Below are 25,532 nucleotides of genomic sequence, written 5' to 3'. Positions count from 1 at the left end.
AAACACCAAAATAGTTTCCGTTGTATTTAAGATAATTTAACATTTCATTTATAAACGAAGTTTGTAATCCAGTGCGAATGCTGTAAATTAGCCGCAAAATTAAGTTTATGCACTCCGTTAGTCAATATCAAGAATTTGTAATAGAATATCTTCAGTCACAATTAGAAGTTAAAGAGCCTAAAAATTTATACGAACCTATACATTATATATTAGGACTTGGGGGAAAAAGAATTCGTCCTGTTTTGACTATTATGAGTGCCGAAATTTTTGATGTTTCGTATAAAAAAGCTTTGCCGGCAGCTTTGGCGGTTGAGGTTTTTCATAATTTTTCGTTAGTGCATGATGATATTATGGATGATGCGCCTTTGAGAAGAGGAAATACTACCGTGCATGAAAAATGGAATACGAATACGGCAATTTTGTCTGGAGATGCCATGTTGATTTTGGCTTACCAATATTTTGAATACTACGAACCAAAGATTTTCAGGAAGTTAGCCAAGTTGTTTAGTAAAACCGCTTTGCAGGTTTGTGAAGGTCAGCAGTTGGATGTTGATTTTGAGACACGTCAGGATGTGACGATTCCCGAATACATGAAAATGATTGAATATAAAACTGCGGTTTTGGTAGCGGCAGCTATAAAAATGGGTGCTATTATTGCGGAGGCTTCTACTGAGAATTCCGATTTGATTTATGATTTTGGATTGAATTTAGGTTTGGCTTTCCAGTTGCAGGATGATTATTTAGATGCTTTTGGTGATCCGGAAACTTTTGGAAAGCAAGTGGGAGGTGATATCATCGAAAATAAAAAAACCTATTTGTATTTAAAAACTATGGAATTTGCCGGCGAAGCCGATCAACAAAAACTAAGTGATTTGTTTTCGAATAAAGCGATTGATAATTCGGCTAAAATTGAGCAAACAAAAGAATTATTCGTTAATTCAGGTGCGGCTGAGGCAACGCAAAAAGCAATAGAAGCTTATACTTTTAAAGCTTTTGAATTATTGGATCAAATGAAAATTAAAGAAGACCGAAGAGAAATGCTGAGGGCTTTTGGTCAGAGATTGATGGGGCGTAAAGTGTAAAAATGATAAACAGAATTTTATTCCTTAGTGAAAAACCGAATGCGGGGATGCAGTTACTGCTTGCTTTTTTGTTTCCCTTTTTCACTATTGTTGCGCTGGGAATTGATTCGGTATTGTTTGCGGAACGGTATTTTGACGGAAGGCAAATCACAAACGTTCTTTCGATAGCTTATTTTCTGATTTTCTTTTTTGCTTCCGATTCCTATTTGAGGAAATTAATGTTTACAATGGTTTTTTTGTCTTATTTGGGAGAAATCATTTTTTGTAAATTATTAGGAATGTACCATTACAGGAATGATGCTATTCCTTTGTATGTCCCATTTGGTCATGCAATAGTGTATGCTTCGGGTTATGTTTTTGCACATACAAAATGGGCATTTGAGAATGAGCGAATTTTAAAGAAATATTTCGTAATTGGTTTTTCGTTGCTGTTTGTGTTGGTTGGGATTCTTCTGAATGATGTTTTCTCTTTGATTTCCGGAGTTCTTTTCTTTTTGCTTTTAAAAAGGAAAAAATGGCAAAATTTATATTTTTTTATCGCTCTGTGTGTTGTGTTTATTGAGTTAGCGGGAACTTATTTTCAATGTTGGAAATGGGTTCCGAAAATTTTTGGGTCCGTCCCAACGGTCAATCCGCCTATGGGAGCTGTTTTTTACTATTCAGGAGGAGATGTTCTTTTAGTGAAAATGGTGGCGTTATGGAAAAATAAAAAATTAAAACAAATAATACCTTCTTAAATGAGTTTCATTGCGCCAATATCAACCGATTTATTACTTTCAGAGGCTGAAAGTCAGGATTTGTATCTTAAATTAATAGAGCAGTTAAACAAGGATTTTAATCTGGCTAATGAAGGAGTTGATTTTCCTAAGAGTATTTCTCCTGACGAGTTAAAGATTCAGTTGCACGAAAAAATCTATCGACTGATTCAGTACAAGTTTGCCGAATATCTGAATTTGCTTTATGTAATTGATGTTTCAGAAGAAGAAGTGAAAAAACTCGATGGTTCTGATTTAGTCGTTCTCGCCGAAGATGTTGCTTTTTTGATACTAAAAAGAGAATGGCAAAAAGTCTGGTTTCGAAATAATTTTAAGTAAGTTTCTAAGTGGCTAAGGTTTTTAGATTTTTGAATCATAAATAGCTTAGTGGCTTAGAGTCTCAGCAACTTAGGGTCTCAAAAATAAAACCTCACAAAAGGCATAAAGGCGTCACTGTAAGCACTTTTGTTTTCATCATGTAATATATTGTAGCGTGCGCCAATGGTTACATTATTGCTGCGGTAACCGGCGCCTAAAAACAAACCGGTATTCCAAAAATTGTCGCTGAAATTATTAGTACCAATTCCTTTAACATTGACTCTTAGTTGTTCCAGTTCAGCCGAAAGTTGGATTTCAGGAATGGGGTTGAACAGAGTTATTAAACTCCCTCCGTATAAATTTGAGTTGTAAAAATCTTTTTGCTTTACATAAGTATATTGAGCACCCAGACCCACTGCAAAATATTCGTTGACATTGTAAATAGCACTTGGTGCAACCGAAATATCGGTGTATCGGTTGCCGAAACTTAAACCTAATCCGCCTCCAAATTGTACTTTTTGCCAAAAATCACTATTGGACCTAAATCCTGAATCCTGATATTGAGCCGATAATTGAGTAGAAATAAATACTAATAAGGCAGTCAAAATTGATTTTGAAACGATTGAAGCGTATTTTTTTCTCATAAGTATTGAGGTTTTTAACATTTTAACAGTTAAAAGTGTTTTAATTTTCAAGTAAATTTAGTTGATTATTGTACTTTTGCCAAACTATTTTAACAAAAAGTATATTCAGTAACATTATGGATAGGTTTTCATTTTTAAATGCAGCGCATACCGAGTTTTTCGCACAATTATACGAGCAATATTTACATAGTCCAGATAGCGTAGAGCCAAGCTGGAGAAGTTTTTTTCAAGGTTTCGATTTCGGAATGGAAACTTATAACGATGAAAATCCAGTTCAATACGTTAGAGAAGTAGCTTCAACATCTTCAGTGGCTTCGGCTCCTGCAGATAACAGTAAAATTTCTGAGCAACTTCAAAAAGAATTTAAAGTTGTAAAATTAATTGACGGATACCGTTCCAGAGGTCACTTGTTTACTAAAACAAACCCGGTTAGAGAGCGTAGAACTTTTTCGCCAACTTTAGATATTGAGAACTTCGGTTTGAGTTCAGCTGATTTGAATACTACTTTTGATGCAGCAAAAATATTAGGTTTACAACCTTCTACTTTGTCTCAAATTATCAATCACTTAACTACTGTTTATTGTCAGCATATTGGTATCGAGTATATGTATATTCGTCGTCCGGAAGTGGTAGACTGGATTCAGGACAGATTAAATGTTAATGAAAATCGTCCTACTTTTAATGCTGATGAGAAAAAGGCAATTTTAAATAAATTAAATCAGGCAGTTTCTTTCGAGAACTTCCTGCATACTAAATATGTAGGTCAAAAACGTTTCTCTCTTGAAGGAGGAGAATCTATCATTCCTGCTTTGGACGCTTTGATTGAAAGAGCTGCCGAAAAAGGAGTAGAGCAATTTGTAATGGGAATGGCTCACCGTGGTCGTTTGAACGTTTTGGCGAATATCTTTGGTAAATCTACTCAGGATATTTTCTCTGAATTTGATGGTAAAGATTACGATCAGGAGTATTTTGACGGTGACGTAAAATACCACTTAGGACTTACAGCTGACAAAATCACTAAGTCAGGTAAAAAAATCAATATCAATTTAGCTCCAAACCCTTCGCACTTAGAAACTGTAGGTGCTGTTATTGAGGGTATTACCAGAGCAAAACAAGATAAATATTTCCCTGGGGATTTTTCTAAAGTATTACCTATTGCCGTTCACGGGGATGCTGCTATTGCAGGACAGGGTATTCTTTATGAAATCATCCAAATGGCTCAGTTAGATGGTTACAAAACAGGAGGAACAATCCATATTGTAATCAACAACCAGGTTGGTTTTACAACTAACTACTTAGACGCTCGTTCTTCTACTTATTGTACTGACGTTGCTAAGGTGACATTATCTCCGGTATTACACGTAAATGCTGATGATGCAGAATCTGTAGTTCACGCGATGCAGTTTGCGTTGGATTTCAGAATGCAGTTTGGACGTGACGTATTTATTGACTTATTAGGATACAGAAAATATGGTCACAATGAAGGTGATGAGCCTCGTTTTACACAACCATTATTATATAAAATCATTGCTAAGCACAGAAATCCAAGAGATATCTATGCTGAGAAATTATTATCTGAAGGAATTATCGATGCTAGTTTAGTGTCAACTTTAGAAAAAGAATACAAAGACGATTTAGATCATAACTTAGAAGCTTCCCGTAAAAAAGACCTGACTATCATCACTCCGTTTATGCAGGATGAATGGAAAGGATTCAAACAAGTTTCTGATGATGTGATGTTACAAAAAGTAGATACAAAAGTAGATAGAGCTACTTTAGATTCTATTATCAACACGATTTCTTCTTTACCGGAAGATAAAAAATTCATCAACAAGATTAGAAAAATTGTTACGGACAGAAAAGCAGGTTATGACAATAATACCTTAGATTGGGGAACTGCTGAAGCATTGGCTTACGGATCTTTATTGACAGAAGGTTTTGATATTCGTATCTCTGGACAGGACGTAGAACGTGGTACTTTCTCTCACCGTCATGCGGTTGTGAAAGTAGAAGATTCTGAAGAAGAAGTAGTATTGTTAGACAAAATCGAGAATAAAAAAGGAAATTTCCGTATTTTCAACTCTTTCTTATCTGAATACGGAGTATTAGGATTTGATTATGGTTATGCTTTAGCTAATCCAAACTCTTTGACAATTTGGGAAGCACAATTTGGAGATTTCTCTAACGGTGCTCAAATTATGATTGACCAATACATTTCTTGTGGCGAAGACAAATGGAACAATCAAAACGGATTGGTAATGTTATTGCCTCACGGATATGAAGGACAAGGTGCTGAGCACTCTTCTGCACGTATGGAGCGTTATTTACAATTATGTGCCCGTCATAACATGTATGTGGCTGATTGTACTACTCCGGCTAACTTTTTCCACTTGTTAAGAAGACAAATGAAAACAGATTACCGTAAACCATTGGTAGTATTCTCTCCAAAAAGTTTATTGCGTGATCCAAGATGTGTGTCAACAGTTGAAGAATTGGCTAATGGTGAATTCCAGGAAACAATCGACGATACTACAGTAAACAAAAAAGATGTGAAAACATTAGTTTTCTGTACAGGTAAATTCTATTATGATATCGTTGCCGAGAGAGAAAACAATAGTCGTAATGATGTGGCAGTTGTTCGTGTCGAACAATTATTCCCATTACCAGTGGAGCAATTAAAAGCGATTATTGCACAATATCCAAATGCTGATGATTATGTTTGGGCACAGGAGGAACCTAAAAACATGGGAGCTTATACGTATATGTTAGCTAACTTTGATTTGGTAAAATGGAGATTAGCTTCATTAAAAGCCTATTCAGCACCGGCAGCAGGAAGTTATACGAGAGCTAAACGTCGTCACGCTGATGCTATCAGAATGGTATTTGATAAAAATTTATTTAGATAGTCATTGCGAGAAAAGAAGCAATTGCAATAAAATATTTTTTAGAAGCTATTCCTGCTATACGCTGTATCTTTTTCTTTTTAAAGGAAAAAGAAAAAGGATGCCGCTGCTATCAGGGCTAGAATAAAAAAACAAAAGAGATAACAGTTTACAATTAAAAAAAATAAAATTCATAATTTAAAATAATAGGACATGGTTTTAGAAATGAAAGTCCCATCACCAGGGGAATCAATTAAAGAAGTTGAGATTGCAACTTGGTTAGTAAAAGACGGAGATTATGTAGAAAAAGACCAAGCAATTGCTGAGGTTGACTCTGATAAAGCTACATTAGAATTACCTGCAGAAGCAAGTGGAATCATTACTCTTAAAGCAGAAGAAGGTGATGCAGTAGCAGTAGGAGCAGTAGTTTGTCATATTGATACTTCTGCAGCTAAACCATCTGGATCTGCGCCAGCGCCAGCACCTGCAGCTGAAGCGCCAAAAGCAGCACCTGCGCCAGCGGCTCCTGCAGCACCAGCAGCTACTTATGCAACTGGAACTCCATCTCCGGCAGCTAAAAAAATATTAGACGAGAAAAATATCGAACCCGCAACTGTAACTGGAACTGGTAAAGGTGGAAGAATCACTAAAGACGATGCAGTAAATGCTGTTCCATCAATGGGAACTCCTACAGGTGGAAGCCGTGGTGTGGAGCGTACTAAATTATCAATGCTACGTCGTAAAGTGGCAGAAAGATTAGTTGCTGCTAAAAACGAAACAGCCATGTTGACTACTTTCAATGAAGTAAACATGACACCTATCAACCAATTGCGTAATGAATACAAAGACGCATTCAAAGCAAAACATGGTGGTGTAGGTTTAGGATATATGTCATTCTTTACAAAAGCGGTAACAAGAGCTTTAGAATTGTTCCCTGATGTAAACTCTATGATGGACGGTGACCACAAAATTGGTTTTGATTTCTGTGATATCTCTATCGCGGTTTCCGGACCTAAAGGATTAATGGTTCCTGTTGTTCGTAACGCTGAGAATTTAACATTCCGTGGAATTGAGGCTGAAATCAAAAGATTGGCTTTAAGAGCTCGTGATGGTCAAATTACTGTTGATGATATGACAGGTGGTACTTTTACAATCACTAATGGTGGTGTATTTGGTTCTATGTTGTCTACGCCAATCATCAACCCTCCACAGTCTGGAATCTTGGGAATGCATAACATTATCGAGCGTCCTATTGCTGTAAACGGTAAGGTTGAAATTCATCCAATGATGTACATCGCTTTATCTTATGACCACAGAATTATCGACGGTCGTGAGTCTGTTGGTTTCTTAGTTGCTGTTAAAGAAGCTTTAGAAAACCCGGTTGAATTGCTTTGCGGTGGAAACCCTAAAAAAGCATTTGAATTGTAAAAAAAGAGAATTCAAAATATTTAAAATCCCAAATTCCAATTTTTAAGGAATTTGGGATTTTCTTTTTATATTCGGAAATGGTATTATGCGTAAATAACACCCCGCCCTACGGGCACCCCTCTTAAAAAGAGGGGAAGGTGACGTTTATTTATAATACGTTTTTTTAAGAAAACTAAGTTTTTCCTTCTCAGGATTAGTGGAGAAGGTTAAGTATAGCGTTTATTTTTAATGCGTTTTTTTAAGAAAGCTAAATTTCCCCTCCTCAGGAGGGGTGCCCGTAGGGCGGGGTGGTTACTATACTTGAAACAAAAAACAAATCAGCTTATGAAACCTGAAATTGTTACTTATATTCATGAGAAACCTATTTACAGGAGAAGTGTCGGGATATTACCGCGTAATAAAGCATTATCTGGCAGAGCAAAAGCCTTGCGAAAAGCGGGAGTTTTGTCGGAAGTTATTTTTTGGAGACAAGTACGAAATAATACTTTTTGGTCTGTTGATTTTGACAGGCAGCGAATTATAGGTAGTTTTATTGTTGATTTTTATGTAAAGTCGCTTGGGTTGATTATAGAAATTGATGGTTCGAGTCATGATGGTAAACAAGAATACGATACCATGAGAGAGGTGTTTTTGACTAATTTAGGATTACATGTTTACAGGATTTCTGATTTTAGAGTGAAACACGATTTGGATAATGTGATGAAAGAATTAGAAAATTATATTATTCAGGAATTCGGTTAATTATTATAAAATGATATAAAAAGAAAAATATGAAAATCAAATTACTATTGCTCACCGTTGTTTTGGGTTTAGGTTCAGTTTTTGCAAATCCGCCGGCTAAAAAACGAATTTTGGTTTATACCAAAAACGGCAAAGGCTATGTGCATAAAAATATTCCTTTCAGTGTGGAGGCCTGGAAAAAAATTGCTGAAGCAAATAATCTGATTGTGGATGTTTCTGATGATCCGGCAGTAATGAATACTGAAAATCTGGCAAAATACAGCTGTCTGGTTTTTTCGAATACCTGTAATGATATTTTTGATACCGAAGAGCAAAAACAGGCCTTGGTTGATTATATTCATCGTGGAGGCGCTTTTGTAGGTGTTCACAGTGCATCTGATTCTGAAAAAGACTGGCCTTGGTACGCAGCAATGGTAGGAGGAAAATTTAAAAGGCATCCGGCTTTTCAGCCTTTCGAAATAAAAGTGATTAATAAAAATCATCCAGCGACTTCGATGTTAGGTGAAACATGGAAAAAAGAAGATGAATGTTACTATATGAATGAATTTAATCCTAATAATCAGATCCTTTTAGCTGCCGATATGCGAACAGTGAAAGACAGTGAAAAAGAGGTCTATCCGGGGCGTACTTTTGGAGATTATTTACCATTGGCCTGGTGCCATGAATTTGAAGGAGGCAGGGTGTTTTATACGGCTCTTGGACATGACAGTAAGGATTATGGCGATCCTGTATTTGTTCAGCATCTTACAGGCGGACTTTTGTGGGCTTTAGGAGAAAATCCAAAAGAATCTCATTCGAAGAAAAAATCAAAAAGTAAATAAATAGTTTTAAAAAATTAACCACAGGTTTATTTTTTTTAATTTGCGAATCTGCGGTTAAATAAAGGTGATGATTTTATTTGAACTCTACCCAGTCGAATAAGGCGTAGTTTTGTGTATAAGGAATATGATCTCCTATAAAAGTTAGATTTTCGACACTACAGAAAATTTTAAATTTAGTTGCTGTGCCGTAAGTAAGAGTTGCGGATGATAAAACTACATTGTCAATTTTCCAGGTAGTAACGTATTTTTTCTTGGAATTTAAGGCCAATTCAATGGTTAGCGTGTACCATTGTTCTCTTTTGATTTTGCTTTGAAATGAATGATACGGATTCGCTTGTGAAGTATTATAAACAATTAGCTCATCTGAAGCGGCATTTAATTGCTGACGGATTGCCCGATTGCCGTAGCCAATTTCAAAATCGAGTTCGTGCGTATCATTATTGTATAAAAAAGCACCAATACTTGCCATATCACCTACCCCCATTGTCGGTACATAAACTCTCCAGGAATAACTTCCGGTAGCGTAGGTAGCAACCGATTTTACTTTGGTTCTGTCCCAGGTATTGGCATTGGTAAAAAGATGAAGGTAACCATTGTTTGTATCAATAAAATAATTTGGATTTCCTACCTGGGTGGCATCTTCCCATTCATTTAAATCATTAAATTCCCAAATTTTTGGAGCTGTAGGTTTCGTAGGGGCCATTTTTGACATTTTGGTAGTACTTGAATTAGTCGTTGTCGAAGGGTCTTGACTTTCGTCTGTTAAGTCTTGGGTAGAACAGGAAAACAAAAGCATTGTCAGGGCAAAAGCTGCCGCTTTAAAGTAGTTGTTTTTCATGTTATTTTGGTTTAAGGTTGGTTATAGCAAATACAAATAGTAATTGGCATAATCTATTATGGCTTTTCCTTTTAATAATACATCAGCGCCAATAATTCCATCTACCGTTTTTGATTTGTAGGCTGTCAAGGCTTCATTGACATGAGACATGTCAAAAATTATCAAATCAAAATTGTGGTTTTTCCATGTTCCCAGCTCTAATTTATTAGCTGTAGCCGTTTGTGTCAACATTCCTGTTGCTCCCGCTCCCGAAGCTCTGGTTTTGGAATCTTCGGCGTTTAAATTAAATAATTCAATGTGTTCAAAGCCTACGCAGCTATTAGAAGCTCCTGTGTCTAAAATAAAATTCCCTTTAACTCCGTTTATTTTGGCTTTTATTAATAGATGTTGGGTTTTGGTAATCTTAAATTTGACTTTTTTGTATTGATGCTTTTTTAGGATTTCGTGTAGGTTTTTCATTTTCTGTAGCGATTGAAAATCAAAAGTAAACCAATTAAAATCAATATACCAAATATATAAAAAATATAAGTATTTGATTCATTGTTGGTCTGTAAATCACCATAATACACAAAAGCACTCCAGTAATAAGGTGATTTTTTAGCGTTGGAAACAGCGGAGTTTTTTAAGAAATCCCTTTTAGCGTTCGCATTGGCTTCCAGATAAGATTGACCGTTTTTGATATTTTGATAAAAAGAATCCATAAAAATCGAAGTGGTGTAATCGTTGACTTTCCATAACGAAAACAACAGGTTTTGCGCTCCGGCAAATTGAAATCCGCGGGCAATGCTCATGCTTCCTTCGCCTTTGAATAGTTTGCCGATTCCGGTTTCACAGGCACTTAGAACCACCAAATCAGGGTTAAGATTTAGATGATATAATTCGGAATACAGGATTTCCTGATCGTAAAATTTAATGCTTGCCGGAGTTTCGATATCGCCTGATGAGGCGTGGGTGGAAAGATGTAAAATACCGTAATCAGCAGCATTTTTTTTGAAATTTTTAAAAGTAGCAGTCGTATTTTGAAAATACTTTCCGTTGAAATTCTTCTGAATCGAATGCAATTCGTCTTTCGAATAAGTCAGTGTATAAGGTGTATTTTCGAAAACGGGAAAAATGCCTAAAACGGTTTCTTTTTGCTGTTTTTTATTTTGGTCTGCAGCCAAATAAAACTGAGCCGAATTTTGATAACCAATGTTGTAATCGTTCAACAAATAATGCATTTGGGCAAAATTAGTTGTTGAAGATTCTTTTGTGATTAAAGCTTCAAAAGGAAGGAAATTCAAAATTCCATCGGGAATGATGATGAGGTTTTTGTGGTTAGTTTTTTTTGGAAGTTGCAATACTCTATAAGTCGCAAAAGCTTCTTTTTTGAATAAATCAAGATATTCAGTAATTGTATTTGCATTATGAAAAAAGCTTATAAATGTTATAATAGGAGTGTTACATATCATAGAAATGTCGTAGCAAAAAGGTCTCATAGAAATTTTGCTGTTTTGAATAGTAAATGAATATGCTTTTTCTGTTCCACAAAAATATTCAACCATAATAGCATCGTCTTTTTTTAATTGGGTATATAAATCATTCAAATTGATATTTTTATTCAATTTTTCAGAGGTTTTAACTTGAATTTGTTTTAGTTGCAACATCAATTCATTTTGCTTTTGGATCGCTTTATTTATTGTTTCGATGTTAGCCAAATCTCCTTTTTGTTGTTCTTTGAGGATAGTGGTATTTTGATTTTCCAACTGTTGTAATAGTGCTTTTTCTTTGAAAGAAGTTTTGAAATTGTTCTTTACTCGCTCCTTTAAAACAACAGACTTTGTTTTTTCGACCAATTGAAATGCATCTTCGATGTAACTTTGATTTTTTTCTTTTTCGAATAAAGATTGGTAAATCGCAACACACTTTTCAATGCGTTTTCGATTTCGCGTTTGGGTGATAATTTTTGAATTTTCATAAACGATGAGGTTTTGAAATAAATCTTCAATATGAAAAGCAAGAGTATAACTTTCCAATGCTTTTTTTGGTCTGTTTTGTATGCTAAACAGTTCGGCTTGAAAGTCAAGCGCATCAAGTAAGATAGTTTCGGCGTAGAGGTCATTCTTTTTTGGCAGAATGCCTTTTTGTATAGAATAATTCGGGATTAAGGTTTTAAAAACGGTTTTGAGTACGGTTTGAGTTTCTGTTAATTTGTTTTGTTCTAATAGTAAATGAATTTTTTCTAAATAGAATTGAGCCTTGTACCTTGGACTTTTGTTGTGTAGATTTTCAAAAATCACCCTTGCTTTTTCGTAATAATTCAATGCTTCATTTCGACGAAAATTGATGCTAAGTTTGTATAAATTGAGATAGCTGTTTATTAATGCTTCCTGTTGTGATTTGTCTTGTTTTAATAGAGGAATTGCTTTTAAAAAGGAGTTTTCGGCGTTAGAAGGATCTTTATTTATATTTCTTAAGAGGTAATTGTTCCCCAAATTATTCAATAAAATCCCTTTTTGAGTATTCGATAATTTTTCGTTTCGAATAGTTTTTTCAAGTAAATCAATCGCCTCATTTATGCGTCCCGAATTTTGATATACATTCGATAAATTGAGTACGGCAGCATATTGTTGCTGTTGGTTTTTTTGTTGGGTAGCAATGTAGTAATATTGTTTGATGGTGTTTTCGGCATTGTCATAATCGCCGATGATAGTGTATAAATTGCCCAAAGGTTTCAGGCAGAATTCGACTATATCATAGTCTTTGAGATGGTATTTTTGGTAGGTTTTCCAAGCGGTTTCATAGCTGGAAACGGCTTTTTGAAGTTGGTTAAATTGATTTTCGTAATAGGCTTTGTTGCAGTGTAAAACAACCAATGCCAGCAGTTCGTTTTTGTTTTTTGTAAGCGTTGAGATGTTTTTACTGAAAGACTCCAGTTTTTTTAAACTTTCTTCATTGGGATTGGCAACAAAAGCATCAACGGTATTGTAGATTTTATCTTCTAAAGTGATGCTTTGTGCAAAAGTAAATTGTGTTATCAACAGAATTAATGTAGTGAAAATAGTTTTAACACAGCTTGTCATTCCGACGAAGGAGGAATCCCACTTGATGAGATTGCTTCGCCAGTTCGCTATCGCTCGTGTCCTCCTTCGTCGGAATGACAAGATTAACTTTTGTGACTTATGTGGTTTAAACAAAACTAAAACTTCCATATTCCATACACTTGAACATAATTGAAATTTTCTTTGAAATTCATCACATAGCGCGCTCCTAAACTCGGGCCGATGCGGGCTGCACCAACGGTTAAATCAAACAGTAATCCGGTTTTTAAATTGCTAAAGGTTTTACTGTTGGAGATGCTGTTTTCTTCTGTTTTATAAGGTGCCATATCTATTTTATCTGATTCGAAATATTCGATTTTCGTATGTTGCTCTTGTTTTTCAGAAGCATTAATATTGGCTTGAACTCCGGCACCAATACCAATGAAATTGTTGATATTGTAACGAACCAGTAACGGAATTTCATTGTTGAAATTAGAATAGGCTGTGGTTTTTGTAGTTCGGACAGGTTGACGAACTCCATTGCTAGTGGTTACAAAACTTGTAGTAATGTTAATGGCTGAATTGAAATCATGGATACTATTAATTAATTCGGCCTGCCAATAGAGACGATAGGATTTGTACGGCGAAATAGTAGCACCCACAAAATAACTTCTGGATTTATCTAAGTTTGGATAAAAATTATAACCGGCTTTGGCACCAATGGAAATTCCGGGAAGGAATCGGGTAGTGGCGTAGTTGGTGATTATGGGTTCGTTTTTGTCGAAAATAATGGCGGTTCTGCTTCGGGTATTTACCTTGTGAAAGTCTTCGTTGAATTTCATCGAATATTTCACAAAACCCTTGGTACTGTCTTTTTCTTTTACATTTTTTTGTTCGCTTCCCGGCAGGTAAATATTTTTAAACGTAAAGAAGATTTGTTTTTGTTTGATAATGGTATCCAGACAACTCACAGTTGGGATTTCGTCTTTAGGGCAAATGGGGCATTTGGGATACATGTCTTCAATTTGGAATGTTTTTTTGTCAAACATATCCGGAATATCAGTTTCCAGACGAATCATTCTTGCCGGACCTTCGCCGTTGTTTTGAAAGCGGGTTTTGAAATTGACCCTTTTAAAACGCACCAAGCGGTAATTCATGAAACTTCCGTTAGAACCCATTTTGTTGGGGTCGTGGGAAGTAACAATTTCCATTTCCAGATTTTTTACCTTATGATTTTTATAACTGCGATTTGGGACATAAATTCCGCGCATGGTTATGGTAGCACTGGTGTCTTTCAGCATTTCGGGAGTGGTTTTGAAAGTATAAAAAACATTGCGGGTTTCCTGCGGATTAGCTTCGTCAAATTCTAAGATTGAAACGTTTTTGAAGGTTTTATGTGCTTCGGCTAAACTCGCGTCCAAATCTTCTTCGGTGGTGGTGTTTAGGTATTTTTTTATTGGAAAAGAATTGTCGTTTGAGGCTAAATAAGTATTTGTTTTATCGAGGTCGTTAACAGCTGCGAAGTTGTTTTCTTTTACTTCTCTTTCGCCGGCATAGGTTCGGAAACTGCTTAATTCAAAGTTGTTGTCTTTGAATTGTTTTTCGTTGTAAAACAGATAGATTTTTCCGCTTGTAACATAGTTCTCCAGATTTTGATAACTTAGGATTAGCTCCATTTCCTGATCAGGGATTGGATCGCAGTTTTTTTGAAGGGCAAAACCATTTTGGTCTGCAACGGAGGCTATTTCGTCAAAATTTTTATCTGATATGTCATTAACAACTACTTTTTTTGGTCGGGTAGCGGGCGGTTTTCCGTTGTCGTAATTGTTGGTTACGGTTAGTCGGGTGTTGTAAGTTCCTTTGTTCTTATAAGTATGTTTAGGTTCGGGAGCCTTGCTGTAAGTACCATCGCCAAATTCCCATAGATAAGAAAAACTGGGTTTTGGTGCACCGGCAATGGGGATTAGTGGCGGTGTTTCGGGTTTGTATGAAACACTATTTCCATTTTGATTATAAGTTATAGTGGCTCTTCGGGTAACGGTATCTTTGACTTTTTTTTGGGAAAATAAGAGCAAAGAACAAAGAAGAAAGAGCATAGATAGTAGTGGTCTCATGGTCAGTTTTTGGTTTATAGGGATAGCTACTAATTCTTAATTGGTTAAGGTTAAAAAACTTTTAAAAATAGAAAAAAGTGATGAGCAAATCACCACTTTTTTCAGAATTTAAATTTGGGAATCTTTATTGGATCGCATTGATTGCGGCAATTAATTGGGCTTCGGTTCCTACGGTGGTTTCAGCCATTGTAAAAGTATATACATCATTGGCCTGAATAGTCACTCCTTTTATGGCGTATCTCCAGTTTCCATTGTCTTCGGTTGCAAAGATAATGTGGCAAGCAAGACCCACCGGAATTTGACCGTAGTGTTCGCTAAATAATCCTTCGGCGGTGTAAGTGTCCAATTTAGCAAGTGCATTTGTTCCTTCGCCATCATAAGACAGGTAGATGGCACAGTTGTTATTGTCATATCCTTCCGGAGCTTCAACAAGGATAGTAGTTTTAGGTCTTGGGTCGCTGTAGAATTTATCCACATTAGTCCATCCAAAGTTTCCAAAACTTACATAATAATTGTTTCCTTCGGCTTGTACACCGCCTTTTCCACCGTTTGTACCATCGGCTTTACGGGCATCTTCCCAGGCTAAGTTTCCTTCGTCATCAATAATTCCTTTCCATAAGGTCATAGCATTGTCAACGCCGTCTGTAAGTGATCCCGGAACAAGTAAAGTAATATTACAAGTTGTTGCTAATTCTTTGCCGTTTTGAGTGGCTTTGATAAAGAATTCGCCTCCTGAGATTAATAAATTTCTATTTCCATCTCCCATAATTCCCATTGTAGGCTTGTTAGTTACTAACATGTTTCCTTTGTCAAAAAGTTCTACATATTCAATTTTTACGTCGCCGGTTACAGGGTTTCCGTCTTTGGTTAAGCAGTTTCCGTTGATGGTAATTTTTACACCGTTTTCAGAAGTTAAGGTTGTGGCACCATCTTCGGCTTTAATGGTAAATTCCTGAGTGATTTTGTCTAAGGCAGCTTGTCTTACATCTGCAAATTCTGCCGCTGTTGCCGGCGTGTTTTCGTTGTTCTCGTTTTCGCAGCTTACCAATGAAATTGCTGCTAAAAATAAAAGTCCGATGGTTTTAAAATTTGTTCTCATGATTTCTTGATTTTAATTATTGTTTAAAATGATTTTCGTTGTTTATACTGTTATATCAATTCGGGTTTTAAATTGTTACCCTTGTTTTTCAAAATATTTTTTTGTTCTTGTTTTATATGAGTATATCAAGATGTGTTTTGAATTGTTACCCTTTAATCTGAATTATTTTCAGATTTTTTTCAAACAGCTTTATTTTTTCAAATGTTAAAGAACGTTTACAGTTGTATATCAATCCGGTTTTAAAATGTTACCCCATTTTTTAGTATTTTCGAAAAAAAGTTTTCCATGGCAAAAAACACTGTACATCCTGATCAGTATTTAATTGAAGGATTGGCTAATAATGATTCGGCGATAATTCGATCTATTTATAAGAAGTTTGTTCCCAAGGTGGTTTCTTATATCAGGAACAATTCAGGCGATGAAGATCAGGCGCAGGATGTGGTACAGGAAATTATGATTTTACTGTTCAATCAGGCAAAAGCCAAGCAATTACAATTGACTTGTCCATTTGATGCTTATTTTTTTTTGTTATGCAAAAGAAAATGGCTCAACGAACTCAAAAAAACTTCGAATAAAGCGGTAACAATTTCCGATGATTTTACATCTACTAATGAACCCACAGCCGAGATGGTGTCGCAAACAGAAGTATTTGAAGAGAAACAACAGCTTTTTGATGCGATGTTTCAAAGATTAGGCGAAAAATGTCAGGAAGTTTTAAAGTGGAGTTTTACTTTAAAATCGATGGAAGAAGTAGCCGAAAAACTCAATGTAACCTATGGTTATGTTCGAAAGAAAAAATCTTTGTGTACAGGACAATTAACGCAATGGATTCAGGAACACAGTAGTTTTAAATCATTAAAAAAATAGTAGCCATGAAAGAAGAAAAATATATCCTGTTCGACCAATACCTTCAAGGCGAATTGACAGACGAAGCCCGATTGGATTTTGAAAAAAAGCTTTCAGAAAACCACGAATTGGCATCTGAATTTGAAACTTTCAAGGAAGTCCAAATCCAGTTGGAAACCAAATTTGATTTTGCAGCCGACAGAGATGCTTTTACAGCAAATCTAAAAACGATTTCGAAAGAACATTTTGAACCCGAAAAAACCAAGGTGATTTCAATAAAACCGTGGATGTACATGATTGCCGCTTCGGTGGTGCTTTTGCTGGGACTGTTTTTGTTTAATCCTTCCAAACCTGGTTTTGAAGAATACAATCAATACGAAAATGCTTATTTAACCGAAAGAGGAACTGTATCCGAAAATTTAAAACAAGCTGAAACCGCTTTTAATGCTAAGGATTACAAAGCCGCGATTCCGTTTTTCGAAACTGTTTTAAAAGAAAATAAATCGGCAGAAATTCAATATTTTTATGGTGTTTCTTTATTAGAAGATAATCAGATTCAAAAAGCGGAAACGGTGTTTAACGAAATCAAATCAGGTAATTCTATTTATAAAAATAAAGCGATTTATGCTTTGGCTTTGGCTAAATTAAAACAGAAAGACTATCAATCCTGCAAAGAAATCCTGTTGACGATTCCGTCGGATTATGAACATTATGATAAGGTTCATGAGTTGTTGGATAAGCTGGATTAAGGGTTATATCACAAAGATTCACAAAGATTTTTCACGAAGCCACACAAAGATTTATTGTTTTTGTGTGGCTTTTTTTATTTGTAAATCTTATGTGATGTTGTTGTCAGAGTTAGATTAAAGATATGGTTTGCAAAGATTTGCGAAGATTTGCGAAAATTGTATTGAACTTATTTAAACTTTTTTGATAATGCTCCAGAGGAGCATCCTGTTTCTAGAAATTTATGTGTTCCCCGGATATTAGCTCCGTTAGGAGCGGTCTGTTAATTATACAGTTCGCTCCTAACGGAGCTTTTTTTGTAAATAATTTGTTTTCTATAAACAGTTCGTCCCTATGGGACGTGTTATTTTATAGAGGATACGTTTAGTAAAAAGTTTAAATCACTTTATTATTTCTTTGCGCTACTTTGTGTTGTCTTTGCGAATCTTTGTGTAATAACTTAATTTTGCGTCCTAAAGAAAACCACTTGGAAACAAAACCCATAATTACCGATACCCACACCCATTTATACAGCGAAGAATTTGATCAGGACAGGGACGAAATGATGCAGCGTGCTTTAGCGGCTGGCGTCACTCGTTTTTTTATTCCTGCTATCGATTCGGCTTATACCGAAGCTATGTATGATTTGGAAGCCAAATATCCAGAGCATATTTTTTTGATGACAGGTGTGCATCCTACTCATATAAAAGACAATTATCTGGACGAATTAACGCATGTAGAAGAAGAACTGAAAAAGAGAAAATTCTATGCTATTGGCGAAATTGGAGTCGATTTATACTGGGACAAAACCCATTTGAAAGAACAGCAATTGGCTTTTAAAAGACAAATCCAACTGGCAAAAGAATATAAATTACCTATTGTGATTCATTGTCGTGAAGCTTTTAATGAAGTTTTTGAAGTTTTAGAAGAAGAAAAATCGGCTGATTTATTTGGAATTTTTCATTGTTTTTCGGGGACTTATGAGCAGGCTTTACAGGCTTTGTCTTATAATATGAAATTAGGAATTGGCGGAGTAGTTACTTTTAAAAATGGTAAAATCGATCAGTTTTTGAATCAAATTGATATCAAATATATTGTTTTAGAAACCGATGCGCCTTATTTGGCTCCGGTTCCTTTTAGGGGCAAAAGAAATGAAAGTAGTTATCTGGTAAATGTAATTGATAAGTTATCAAATATTTACGGTATTTCTGCAGGTGAAATCGCCAGAATTACTACTGATAATTCGAAAGCAATTTTTGGGATTTAAAATAGAATTCGCTAAAATTTAATATTTTTTTTGTTCATTTGTTTTTCTAATAATACCATAAATGCAAAAGTTTGACGAGATTCGGCCCTATTATGATACCGAAATAAATAAAGCGATAAGAAAAGTACTTCATCATCCTATGTTGAAGTCGTTGATGAATTTTTCTTTCCCTGATGTTGATGATGAAGTTTGGAAAGAACAATTATTGAAAACGCATTCTATTCGTGATTTTCAGTGTAATTTTATTTACCAATCAGTTCAAAAAGTATTAGAAAAAAGTTCCGAAGGTTTGTCGACTTCGGGTTTTGAACACTTAGAGCCTAATACTCCGTATTTGTTTATTTCTAATCATCGCGATATTCTTTTAGATACCACTTTGTTAAATGCTATTTTATTTGAACATGATTTGGTGATGACGGCTTCGGCAATTGGAGATAATTTGGTCAAACAGCCTTTCTTGAATGTTTTGGCTAAGTTGAACCGAAATTTCCTGGTACAACGAGGTTTAGGTCCTAGAGAGATGCTGCAAAGTTCTAAAACATTATCAGAGTATATCAGTCAGTTGTTGCAGCACGAAAACCGCTCGGTTTGGATTGCACAACGCGAAGGACGAACAAAAGACGGAAATGATGCTACTAATCCGGGCGTTTTAAAAATGATAGGAATGGCTTCTGATGAAGCGAATCTGATGGATTATTTCAAAAAACTGAAGATTGTTCCGGTTTCCATTTCCTATGAATATGATCCTACCGATGCTTTAAAAATGCCTCAATTACTGGCTGAAGCAAATAATGAAGTATATGTAAAACAGGAGAATGAGGATTTTATGACCATTTTAAGCGGTGCTTTAGGTCCTAAAAAACGTATTTTTATCCATATCGGAAAAGTTCTAGATACAGAAATTGATGCTATTGTTGCCGAAAACGACAATGTGAATAAACAGATTCAGGCTTTGGCACAAGCCATTGACGATTCGATTTTGACCAGCTATAAATTGTGGCCAACGAATTATATTGCTTACGATATTTTGAATAATACTGATAAATATTCGAATCAATATACTGAGGATGAAAAGGCTGTTTTTGTTCGTAGATTAGAAAAACGAATTGATGCTTCAAATCCTATTGCCTTCCAGGGAATATTAGCCATGTATGCTAATCCGGTGGTCAATAAATTGAAATATACCCATGAACTCAAGGACTAAAATTCTTTTAATTTACACTGGGGGAACCATTGGAATGCGCAAGGATTTTACAACCGGAGCACTGAGGGTTTTCAACTTTAGTAAATTATTACAAAGAATTCCTGAGTTGAAACAATTGGATTGTGATATAGAAACCATTTCGTTTCAGAATCCAATTGATTCTTCTAATATGAAACCCGAAAAATGGGCTGAAATTGTTGAAATAATTACAGCTAATTATTCCGGATTTGATGGTTTTGTGGTGCTTCATGGTTCAGATACCATGTCGTATACGGCTTCTGCTTTGAGTTTTATGCTCGAAAATTTGTCCAAACCGGTTATTTTAACGGGTTCGCAACTACCTATTGGTGATTTACGCACTGATGCCAAGGAAAATCTCATAACGGCAATTCAAATAGCCTCTTTGCAGGAAAATAACAAGCCTGTAATTACCGAAGTTTGCCTTTATTTTGAATACAAATTGTATCGTGGTAATCGAACAACTAAGATTAATTCGGAGCATTTTAACGCTTTTGCCTCGCCCAATTATCCTGCTTTGGTAGAATCAGGTGTGAATTTGCATTTTAAAACCGAATTGTTTTTGGCTAAAGAAAGTGCCAAAGAATTGAAGGTTCATGCTGCTTTAGATACAAATGTGATTATCATAAAAATGTTTCCGGGCATAGGGGAAACGGTTTTTGCCGCCCTGCTTGCTATTCCAAATCTAAAAGGAATTGTTCTGGAAACTTATGGTTCCGGAAATGCACCAACAGAAGAATGGTTCTTACATTTAATAGAAAAGGCTATTGCCAAAGGTTTGCATATTGTCAATGTAACCCAATGCACCAGTGGAAGTGTCAATATGGGACAGTATGAAGTAAGTTCTGCATTAAAACAAATAGGAGTGATTTCAGGAAAAGACTGTACTACCGAGGCTGCGATTACCAAATTAATGTATTTGTTAGGGCAAAATATTCCAGCCAAAGACTTTCAAACAGTATTTGAAACTCCTTTAAGAGGAGAAATGTCATAAAAAATGCAATTTGGCTTTTCTAATTCAGATTTTTTAATGTTATTTGCAATCCGAAATAGAGAGGTGTCCGAGTGGTTGAAGGAGCTAGCCTGGAAAGCTAGTATATGGGTAACTGTATCGAGGGTTCGAATCCCTTTCTCTCTGCTAGATAAAAAGCAAAAAACCTCGAAAACACTATGGTTTTCGAGGTTTTTTTTATGCAATTAATTAAAAAAACTAAATTCTTTTTTAAAGGAGTGAGAACTCAGGAAATGATGTTAAGAATTCAAAATCTCATCAAGGTTTCGTCACTTTAATATCGTAAAAAGAAGCTGTGCTATTATCGGTAAAGATACCCCAGCTGGTATTTGATGCTTTATACACCCTGCTGCTAAGGGCAACTTCATTATTAATATATACAGTAAGGATAGAATTTTCTATCACTATCTGAATGTCATATAGTATGTTAGGGCTAAAAGTGTATGGAACATCATTATAGGCTACAGTGCTTGTATTTAATTGAGAACGAACAGTTTTGTCAAGGCTAAATCTATTTTGCGAAGGTACAAACCTGAGGCTATAGAAATTTTCATAACCGTCACATGCTCCAATCATAAAACCGAAATCTTTGTTGCAACTGCTAAAAGATACACTCGCACTTATTTTATACTGTGCCAAATTTATAGGGTCATAAATTATGTTTGCAACATCAAAATTTGATGTACTGCTTAACTGATAAGACAATCCGCCCGATAATGAAGTTATATTTCCCCATTGACTATTTTGAACCGGAGTATAATTTGTAGTTTCCATCTTGTTTTTTAAAGTATGTGGAATAGCAACTGCAAGATCTCCATTAGCTTTTTGATACAATTTATGCACAGCAAGATTGCCTCCCCATGCCCAAGTGCCTGAATCGGTATTGCCTGTCAAAATATTAGTCCAGGCAAAAATATATCTGTCTGTTCCATTAGTTGCCGTTTTAGCTGCATAAAATCCGGTACCATCAAAACGATCAGATCCAGAAGGCATGCTCCATGGACCATTTATGGAGCTGCTTTTTCTGTAATATAGAAATTTACTGTTTATGTCAGAGAATAGTAAGTAATAAGTACTTCCAATGTTAAATATTTCTGGGGTTTCCATCATAAAGAAATTTTGTGAGCCACCATCATAAAGTACTCCTTGATAGGTCCAATTGATTAGGTTAGTAGAAGTATATTTTACAATAACGCCTTTCCATGTTCCACTAACATTTTTTCGTGCAGAGACAAGCATAATATATTGAGAAGAATTAGCGTCCCAAAAGACATACGGATCTCTAAAATTATCATTCTCGTCAAATCCTTGTCCTGTAGGAGGGTATATGGTTGCAAAAGAAGTGTTAGGAGTAAAGTTCGTATTAAGACTCGTTGAGGTGGCTAACATAATTCCTTCTTTTTTAGTCACACAAGAAGATGGATAATTTGGGTTGTGTCCCGTGTAAAAAGCATAATAATTACTTCCGTTCTTAATAATATTACCTGTGCCTAAAGCAAAATCTTGTGTACAGATGTTTGTATTGCAACTCAAAATTTCGCCAGCTGAAAGTTCTGAATAAGAATAAAAATCAGTTGTTTTAAAGCCATACCAAGGATGTCTTTTATTTGTCGAGTCATTCCAGATGTCTTTCAAATAATAAACATAAAAAGAATTGCTGGTAGCATCATAATAAGGCATAACATCTCCAATGCGGCTTCCATCTGCTGTCATTCTATAGATACTATAGTCTGTTTGTTCTGCCTGAGCGTTACATGAAAGTGAGGATGTTGTTAATAATGCTACATCTGATGTTACTGAAGAATCTTTTAAAGCTTCAGAACTACATCCGTTCAATAAAAAAATGAAGAATCCTAAGCAAAGGGCTTTTTGAAATAAATAAATAATTTTCATAATAAATAATGGTTTTTGGTTACTTGGTTAAATAATTATAAACGCAGTCATTTTTGAAAAAACAACTGTTTTAAGAGGTAATAATATGTTCTTATCGTATTTTAAAAACGGTTACTTTTTATAAATACGACACATATAAAATCATCTTTATATTCCTTAAGGAATTCTAAAAAAAAATAAGTTTTGTTTTAGAAATTAAATAGTACACCATTCATAACTTATTTAATTATGGATGGAGTTGAATGAGGTTCAAAGTATTCAACAAACGAGATAGTACTAACAAAAAACAAAAGCCTGCAAACATTTGCAGACTTTTGAATTATAAATTACACGTTTACTTTAGCCATTAAATTATCAATAGCTGAAAGTGAAATGTCTGGATTGGCTCCTGACGCCTGAGCTACTAAGGCTCCAATGGCACAGGCAAAATCAATAGATTCTTGAGGTGCTTTTCCAGTTAACAAGGATGTAATTAAAGCGGCTAAAAAAGAATCTCCAGCTCCAACAGTGTCTGAAACCATAACCGGATAACCTTCGTTTTTGTAAAGTTGTCCTTCCCAAAGCAGTAAAGCGCCATGTTTTCCTTTGGTCACACAGATAGCTGTTGCTGAGGTTTTTTTAGCGAAAAAAAGCATATTTTCTTCAAGAGTTTCAAAAGGAGAATGCATGGCTGTGGCTATTTCTAACAGCTCCTCATCATTGAACTTAATGAAATTAGCTGAATTCATTAATTGCTCCAGAATTTCATAGTTGTAATGCGGCTTTCGCAAATTAACATCAAATACTTTGTAAACATCCATTAGTAGTAATTCTTCAAGTGCTTGTCTTGATACCTGATCTCTGCAAATCAAACTGCCGTAAATTAATACATCAGCTTCTGAAACTAAATTTTTAGCAACATCATTCAATATAATTTTATCCCAAGCCGATGGATAAGCAATTTCATAGCTAGCCGAACCTCGCTCATTTAAAGTTACATTCACCAATCCTGTTGGAAAATCTTCCGATTTAATGATAGCAGCTGTTTCAAGTCCTAAACTTTTAACATGATTAATTATAGCTTCTCCGTCCTCATCATTTCCTACGCAGCTAATCATTCCTGCTTCACAACCTAATGTTTTCATGCGTAAAGCTACATTCAGTGGTGCTCCGCCGATCTTTTTTTCGTTGCCAAAAACATCCCAAAGCACTTCTCCATAAGCAACCGCCTTAAGTTTTTTTCCGTTATTCATACTTTATCCTTTTTTAATGTTATTCAGCTTGTGAAAGCTGAAGATTGCTAACAGTAGCGTTTTGTCCTTCAGTAATAACTCCCCATTTATACTTATCTCTTCCGTAAACACGATTAGTCAAAGCTGCTTTTCCATTAATATAAAGGACAACTACGCTTCCTTCGGTAATTATTTCCACATTGTATTTTGTATTTGCCTGCAATCCAAATGGTATTTTGGTTGTTTCTTGTGAAGCTGAATTGTATCCTATAATAGCATTTTTTGTAGCATCTAAAACAATTTTATAATAACTTCCCGTATTATTAGTATGAAAAACAAATCCGGTACTACCACTTGTATTGGTCAAAGTAAGCTCCGCATTTATTTTGGCTCTTTTACCAATAGGTTTGAAAGTAACCATTGCTTTATTAGTGGTACTACTCAAACTGTAATTACCATTATTTGCAGTAACATTACCTACAGTAGCATCGACTTCAATAGTACTATTTTTAGAAAACAAACTTTTTACTGCCTGTGGTGTCTGAGTTCCTAAAGTTCCATCTGAATTTTGTGTTAATTCATGGATTACCATATTTCCGGCCCAATCTTTATTGCCTAAATCAGTTTCCGGAGTTTTTCTGGCGTTCCAACCAAAAACATATCTTTTGTTTCCATCCGAAGCTGTTTTTCCAGCATAAAAATATTCTCCATCGATTCTGTCATTTTGCGGTGTTGTCCAAGGTCCGTTGATAGAAGTTGCTATTTTATAATGTGTTCCTTTGTTAGCACTCCAATTTTCAGAAAACATCAAATACCAATAATTACCCATTTTAAAAATATCAGCACATTCCATCATTAAATAATTTTCCTGTGGAGTGGTGGTATAAATAGGTGCCTGAACTTCCCAGTTTCCAGAAGCAGGATCAGCGCTGGTAAAATGTAACAAAACCGCTTTTCTGCCCGGTTCGGTTTGTGTACTTACTAACATTGAATATTTATTTAAATCCTCGTTGTAAAAAACATGTGGATCTCTAAAATCAAAATTATAATATCCAGCAGGTGCTGTAATTTTAAATGAAGGTATTTTTGTCCAATTTTTTAAATCCGGACTTGTGGCACACAATACACTTTCTCTGGGGTTTGATTGTAAAAAAGCAGCGATTCCATTGTGACCTGTGTAATAAAAGTAGTAAAGATTACCAATTTTAACAACAGAACCTGTACCTACTCCAAAATCAGCTTCGGTAGTTGTTCCATAAGGAATGACTTGTCCTTCGTAACTGAAATGAGCCAAATCAGTACTTTGAAATTCATGAATATCATGAAATCCTTTTCCTGCCGGTTTATTTTGTGCATCATGAAGAAAGTAAATATGAAATTTTCCATTATCGAAAAAGGGCATAATATCTCCGGTATAACCTGCACTGTAATAGGGTTCACTTTCTCCGGCTATCCATAATGATGGCGGTACCGGGAAAATATTGGCTATTTCTGATTCTCCACCCGAAATTGAACCTCCAATATAAGTATCATCCTGACTACAGGAGACAACTGATAAGAAAATGGAAGCCATTGTTATTATATTTCTATAGTTCATTTTGTTGATTTTAATA

General features: G+C 35.3%; 21 protein-coding genes and 1 tRNA gene. 13 read left to right on the top strand and 9 right to left on the bottom strand.

The annotated features are described in order from the left end of the window. Positions 1-107 precede the first annotated feature (107 nt). From IEV84_RS01715 to IEV84_RS01705, 3 genes are read left to right on the top strand one after another with little or no spacing between them, the layout of a single operon-like run. On the top strand, positions 108-1,082 hold the full coding sequence (locus IEV84_RS01715) for a polyprenyl synthetase family protein (RefSeq protein ID WP_188491802.1): 975 nt from the start codon (positions 108-110) through the stop codon (positions 1,080-1,082). Between the two features lie 2 nt (positions 1,083-1,084). After that, positions 1,085-1,819, top strand: a complete 735-nt coding sequence (locus IEV84_RS01710) for a hypothetical protein (RefSeq protein ID WP_188491801.1) — start codon at positions 1,085-1,087, stop codon at positions 1,817-1,819. Then, the gene (locus IEV84_RS01705) at positions 1,820-2,176 is read left to right on the top strand and encodes a hypothetical protein (protein ID WP_188491799.1); all 357 of its coding nucleotides are present in this window, start codon (positions 1,820-1,822) and stop codon (positions 2,174-2,176) included. Between the two features lie 77 nt (positions 2,177-2,253). Here IEV84_RS01705 and IEV84_RS01700 read toward each other — a convergent pair whose 3' ends face one another. After that, positions 2,254-2,799 (bottom strand): hypothetical protein, encoded by a 546-nt coding sequence (locus tag IEV84_RS01700; protein ID WP_188491797.1) that lies wholly within the window; start codon positions 2,797-2,799, stop codon positions 2,254-2,256. 116 nt (positions 2,800-2,915) lie between these two features. Here IEV84_RS01700 and IEV84_RS01695 point away from each other — a divergent pair, with 116 nt between their 5' ends. The 4 genes from IEV84_RS01695 (at position 2,916) to IEV84_RS01680 (ending at position 8,671) form a co-directional block, all read left to right on the top strand. Continuing rightward, the gene (locus tag IEV84_RS01695; protein ID WP_188491796.1) at positions 2,916-5,705 is read left to right on the top strand and encodes a 2-oxoglutarate dehydrogenase E1 component; all 2,790 of its coding nucleotides are present in this window, start codon (positions 2,916-2,918) and stop codon (positions 5,703-5,705) included. A 189-nt stretch (positions 5,706-5,894) separates the two neighbouring features. Then, on the top strand, positions 5,895-7,109 hold the full coding sequence (odhB, locus tag IEV84_RS01690) for a 2-oxoglutarate dehydrogenase complex dihydrolipoyllysine-residue succinyltransferase (protein WP_188491795.1): 1,215 nt from the start codon (positions 5,895-5,897) through the stop codon (positions 7,107-7,109). Positions 7,110-7,433: 324 nt separating this feature from the next. Continuing rightward, positions 7,434-7,850, top strand: coding sequence for an endonuclease domain-containing protein (locus tag IEV84_RS01685; protein ID WP_188491794.1), 417 nt, complete (start codon positions 7,434-7,436; stop codon positions 7,848-7,850). Positions 7,851-7,879: 29 nt separating this feature from the next. Continuing rightward, on the top strand, positions 7,880-8,671 hold the full coding sequence (locus IEV84_RS01680; RefSeq protein WP_188491792.1) for a ThuA domain-containing protein: 792 nt from the start codon (positions 7,880-7,882) through the stop codon (positions 8,669-8,671). Positions 8,672-8,744: 73 nt separating this feature from the next. Here IEV84_RS01680 and IEV84_RS01675 read toward each other — a convergent pair whose 3' ends face one another. The 5 genes from IEV84_RS01675 to IEV84_RS01655 all read right to left on the bottom strand — a co-directional run bounded on the left by IEV84_RS01675 (position 8,745) and on the right by IEV84_RS01655 (position 15,742). Continuing rightward, a complete protein-coding gene (locus tag IEV84_RS01675; protein ID WP_229732568.1) occupies positions 8,745-9,509 on the bottom strand; it encodes a hypothetical protein in 765 nt (254 codons plus the stop codon). Between the two features lie 21 nt (positions 9,510-9,530). Then, positions 9,531-9,968 (bottom strand): retropepsin-like aspartic protease, encoded by a 438-nt coding sequence (locus tag IEV84_RS01670; RefSeq protein ID WP_188491790.1) that lies wholly within the window; start codon positions 9,966-9,968, stop codon positions 9,531-9,533. Next, positions 9,965-12,529 carry a CHAT domain-containing protein gene (locus IEV84_RS01665; RefSeq protein ID WP_188491788.1) on the bottom strand — a complete coding sequence of 855 codons (2,565 nt, stop codon included), beginning with the start codon at positions 12,527-12,529 and terminating at the stop codon, positions 9,965-9,967. The genes IEV84_RS01670 and IEV84_RS01665 overlap by 4 nt, the downstream gene beginning before the upstream one ends. Positions 12,530-12,687: 158 nt before the next feature. Then, positions 12,688-14,643, bottom strand: a complete 1,956-nt coding sequence (locus IEV84_RS01660) for a PKD domain-containing protein (RefSeq protein WP_188491786.1) — start codon at positions 14,641-14,643, stop codon at positions 12,688-12,690. Positions 14,644-14,767: 124 nt separating this feature from the next. After that, positions 14,768-15,742, bottom strand: coding sequence for a hypothetical protein (locus IEV84_RS01655; protein ID WP_188491784.1), 975 nt, complete (start codon positions 15,740-15,742; stop codon positions 14,768-14,770). A gap of 285 nt (positions 15,743-16,027) precedes the next feature. On the opposite strand from IEV84_RS01655, the gene IEV84_RS01650 reads away from it, so the two are divergent. The 6 genes from IEV84_RS01650 (at position 16,028) to IEV84_RS01625 (ending at position 20,941) form a co-directional block, all read left to right on the top strand. Then, entirely contained in the window at positions 16,028-16,609 is a 582-nt protein-coding gene (locus IEV84_RS01650; protein ID WP_188491782.1) for an RNA polymerase sigma factor, read from the top strand. 5 nt (positions 16,610-16,614) lie between these two features. After that, complete coding sequence (locus IEV84_RS01645) at positions 16,615-17,337, top strand: tetratricopeptide repeat protein (protein ID WP_188491780.1); 723 nt, start codon at positions 16,615-16,617, stop codon at positions 17,335-17,337. A 464-nt stretch (positions 17,338-17,801) separates the two neighbouring features. After that, complete coding sequence (locus IEV84_RS01640) at positions 17,802-18,581, top strand: TatD family hydrolase (RefSeq protein ID WP_188491778.1); 780 nt, start codon at positions 17,802-17,804, stop codon at positions 18,579-18,581. A gap of 61 nt (positions 18,582-18,642) precedes the next feature. Further along, on the top strand, positions 18,643-19,785 hold the full coding sequence (locus tag IEV84_RS01635) for a 1-acyl-sn-glycerol-3-phosphate acyltransferase (protein ID WP_188491776.1): 1,143 nt from the start codon (positions 18,643-18,645) through the stop codon (positions 19,783-19,785). Continuing rightward, complete coding sequence (locus IEV84_RS01630) at positions 19,769-20,797, top strand: asparaginase (RefSeq protein WP_188491774.1); 1,029 nt, start codon at positions 19,769-19,771, stop codon at positions 20,795-20,797. The genes IEV84_RS01635 and IEV84_RS01630 overlap by 17 nt, the downstream gene beginning before the upstream one ends. A gap of 57 nt (positions 20,798-20,854) precedes the next feature. After that, positions 20,855-20,941 (top strand) — tRNA-Ser (locus IEV84_RS01625). 132 nt (positions 20,942-21,073) lie between these two features. On the opposite strand, the gene IEV84_RS01620 is transcribed toward IEV84_RS01625, so the two are convergent. From IEV84_RS01620 to IEV84_RS01610, 3 genes are all read right to left on the bottom strand, one after another. Further along, positions 21,074-22,708: a glycoside hydrolase family 32 protein gene (locus IEV84_RS01620; RefSeq protein WP_188491772.1), complete on the bottom strand. Its 1,635-nt coding sequence runs from the start codon at positions 22,706-22,708 to the stop codon at positions 21,074-21,076. Positions 22,709-23,034: 326 nt separating this feature from the next. Further along, positions 23,035-23,940: a carbohydrate kinase family protein gene (locus IEV84_RS01615; protein ID WP_188491770.1), complete on the bottom strand. Its 906-nt coding sequence runs from the start codon at positions 23,938-23,940 to the stop codon at positions 23,035-23,037. A gap of 19 nt (positions 23,941-23,959) precedes the next feature. Beyond that, on the bottom strand, positions 23,960-25,516 hold the full coding sequence (locus tag IEV84_RS01610) for a glycoside hydrolase family 32 protein (protein ID WP_188491768.1): 1,557 nt from the start codon (positions 25,514-25,516) through the stop codon (positions 23,960-23,962). Between the last annotated feature and the right edge of the window lie 16 nt (positions 25,517-25,532).

This window comes from Flavobacterium palustre (assembly GCF_014639535.1).
Taxonomy (GTDB): Bacteria; Bacteroidota; Bacteroidia; order Flavobacteriales; family Flavobacteriaceae; genus Flavobacterium; species Flavobacterium palustre.
This window is presented reverse-complemented; position numbering and strand designations above follow the sequence as displayed.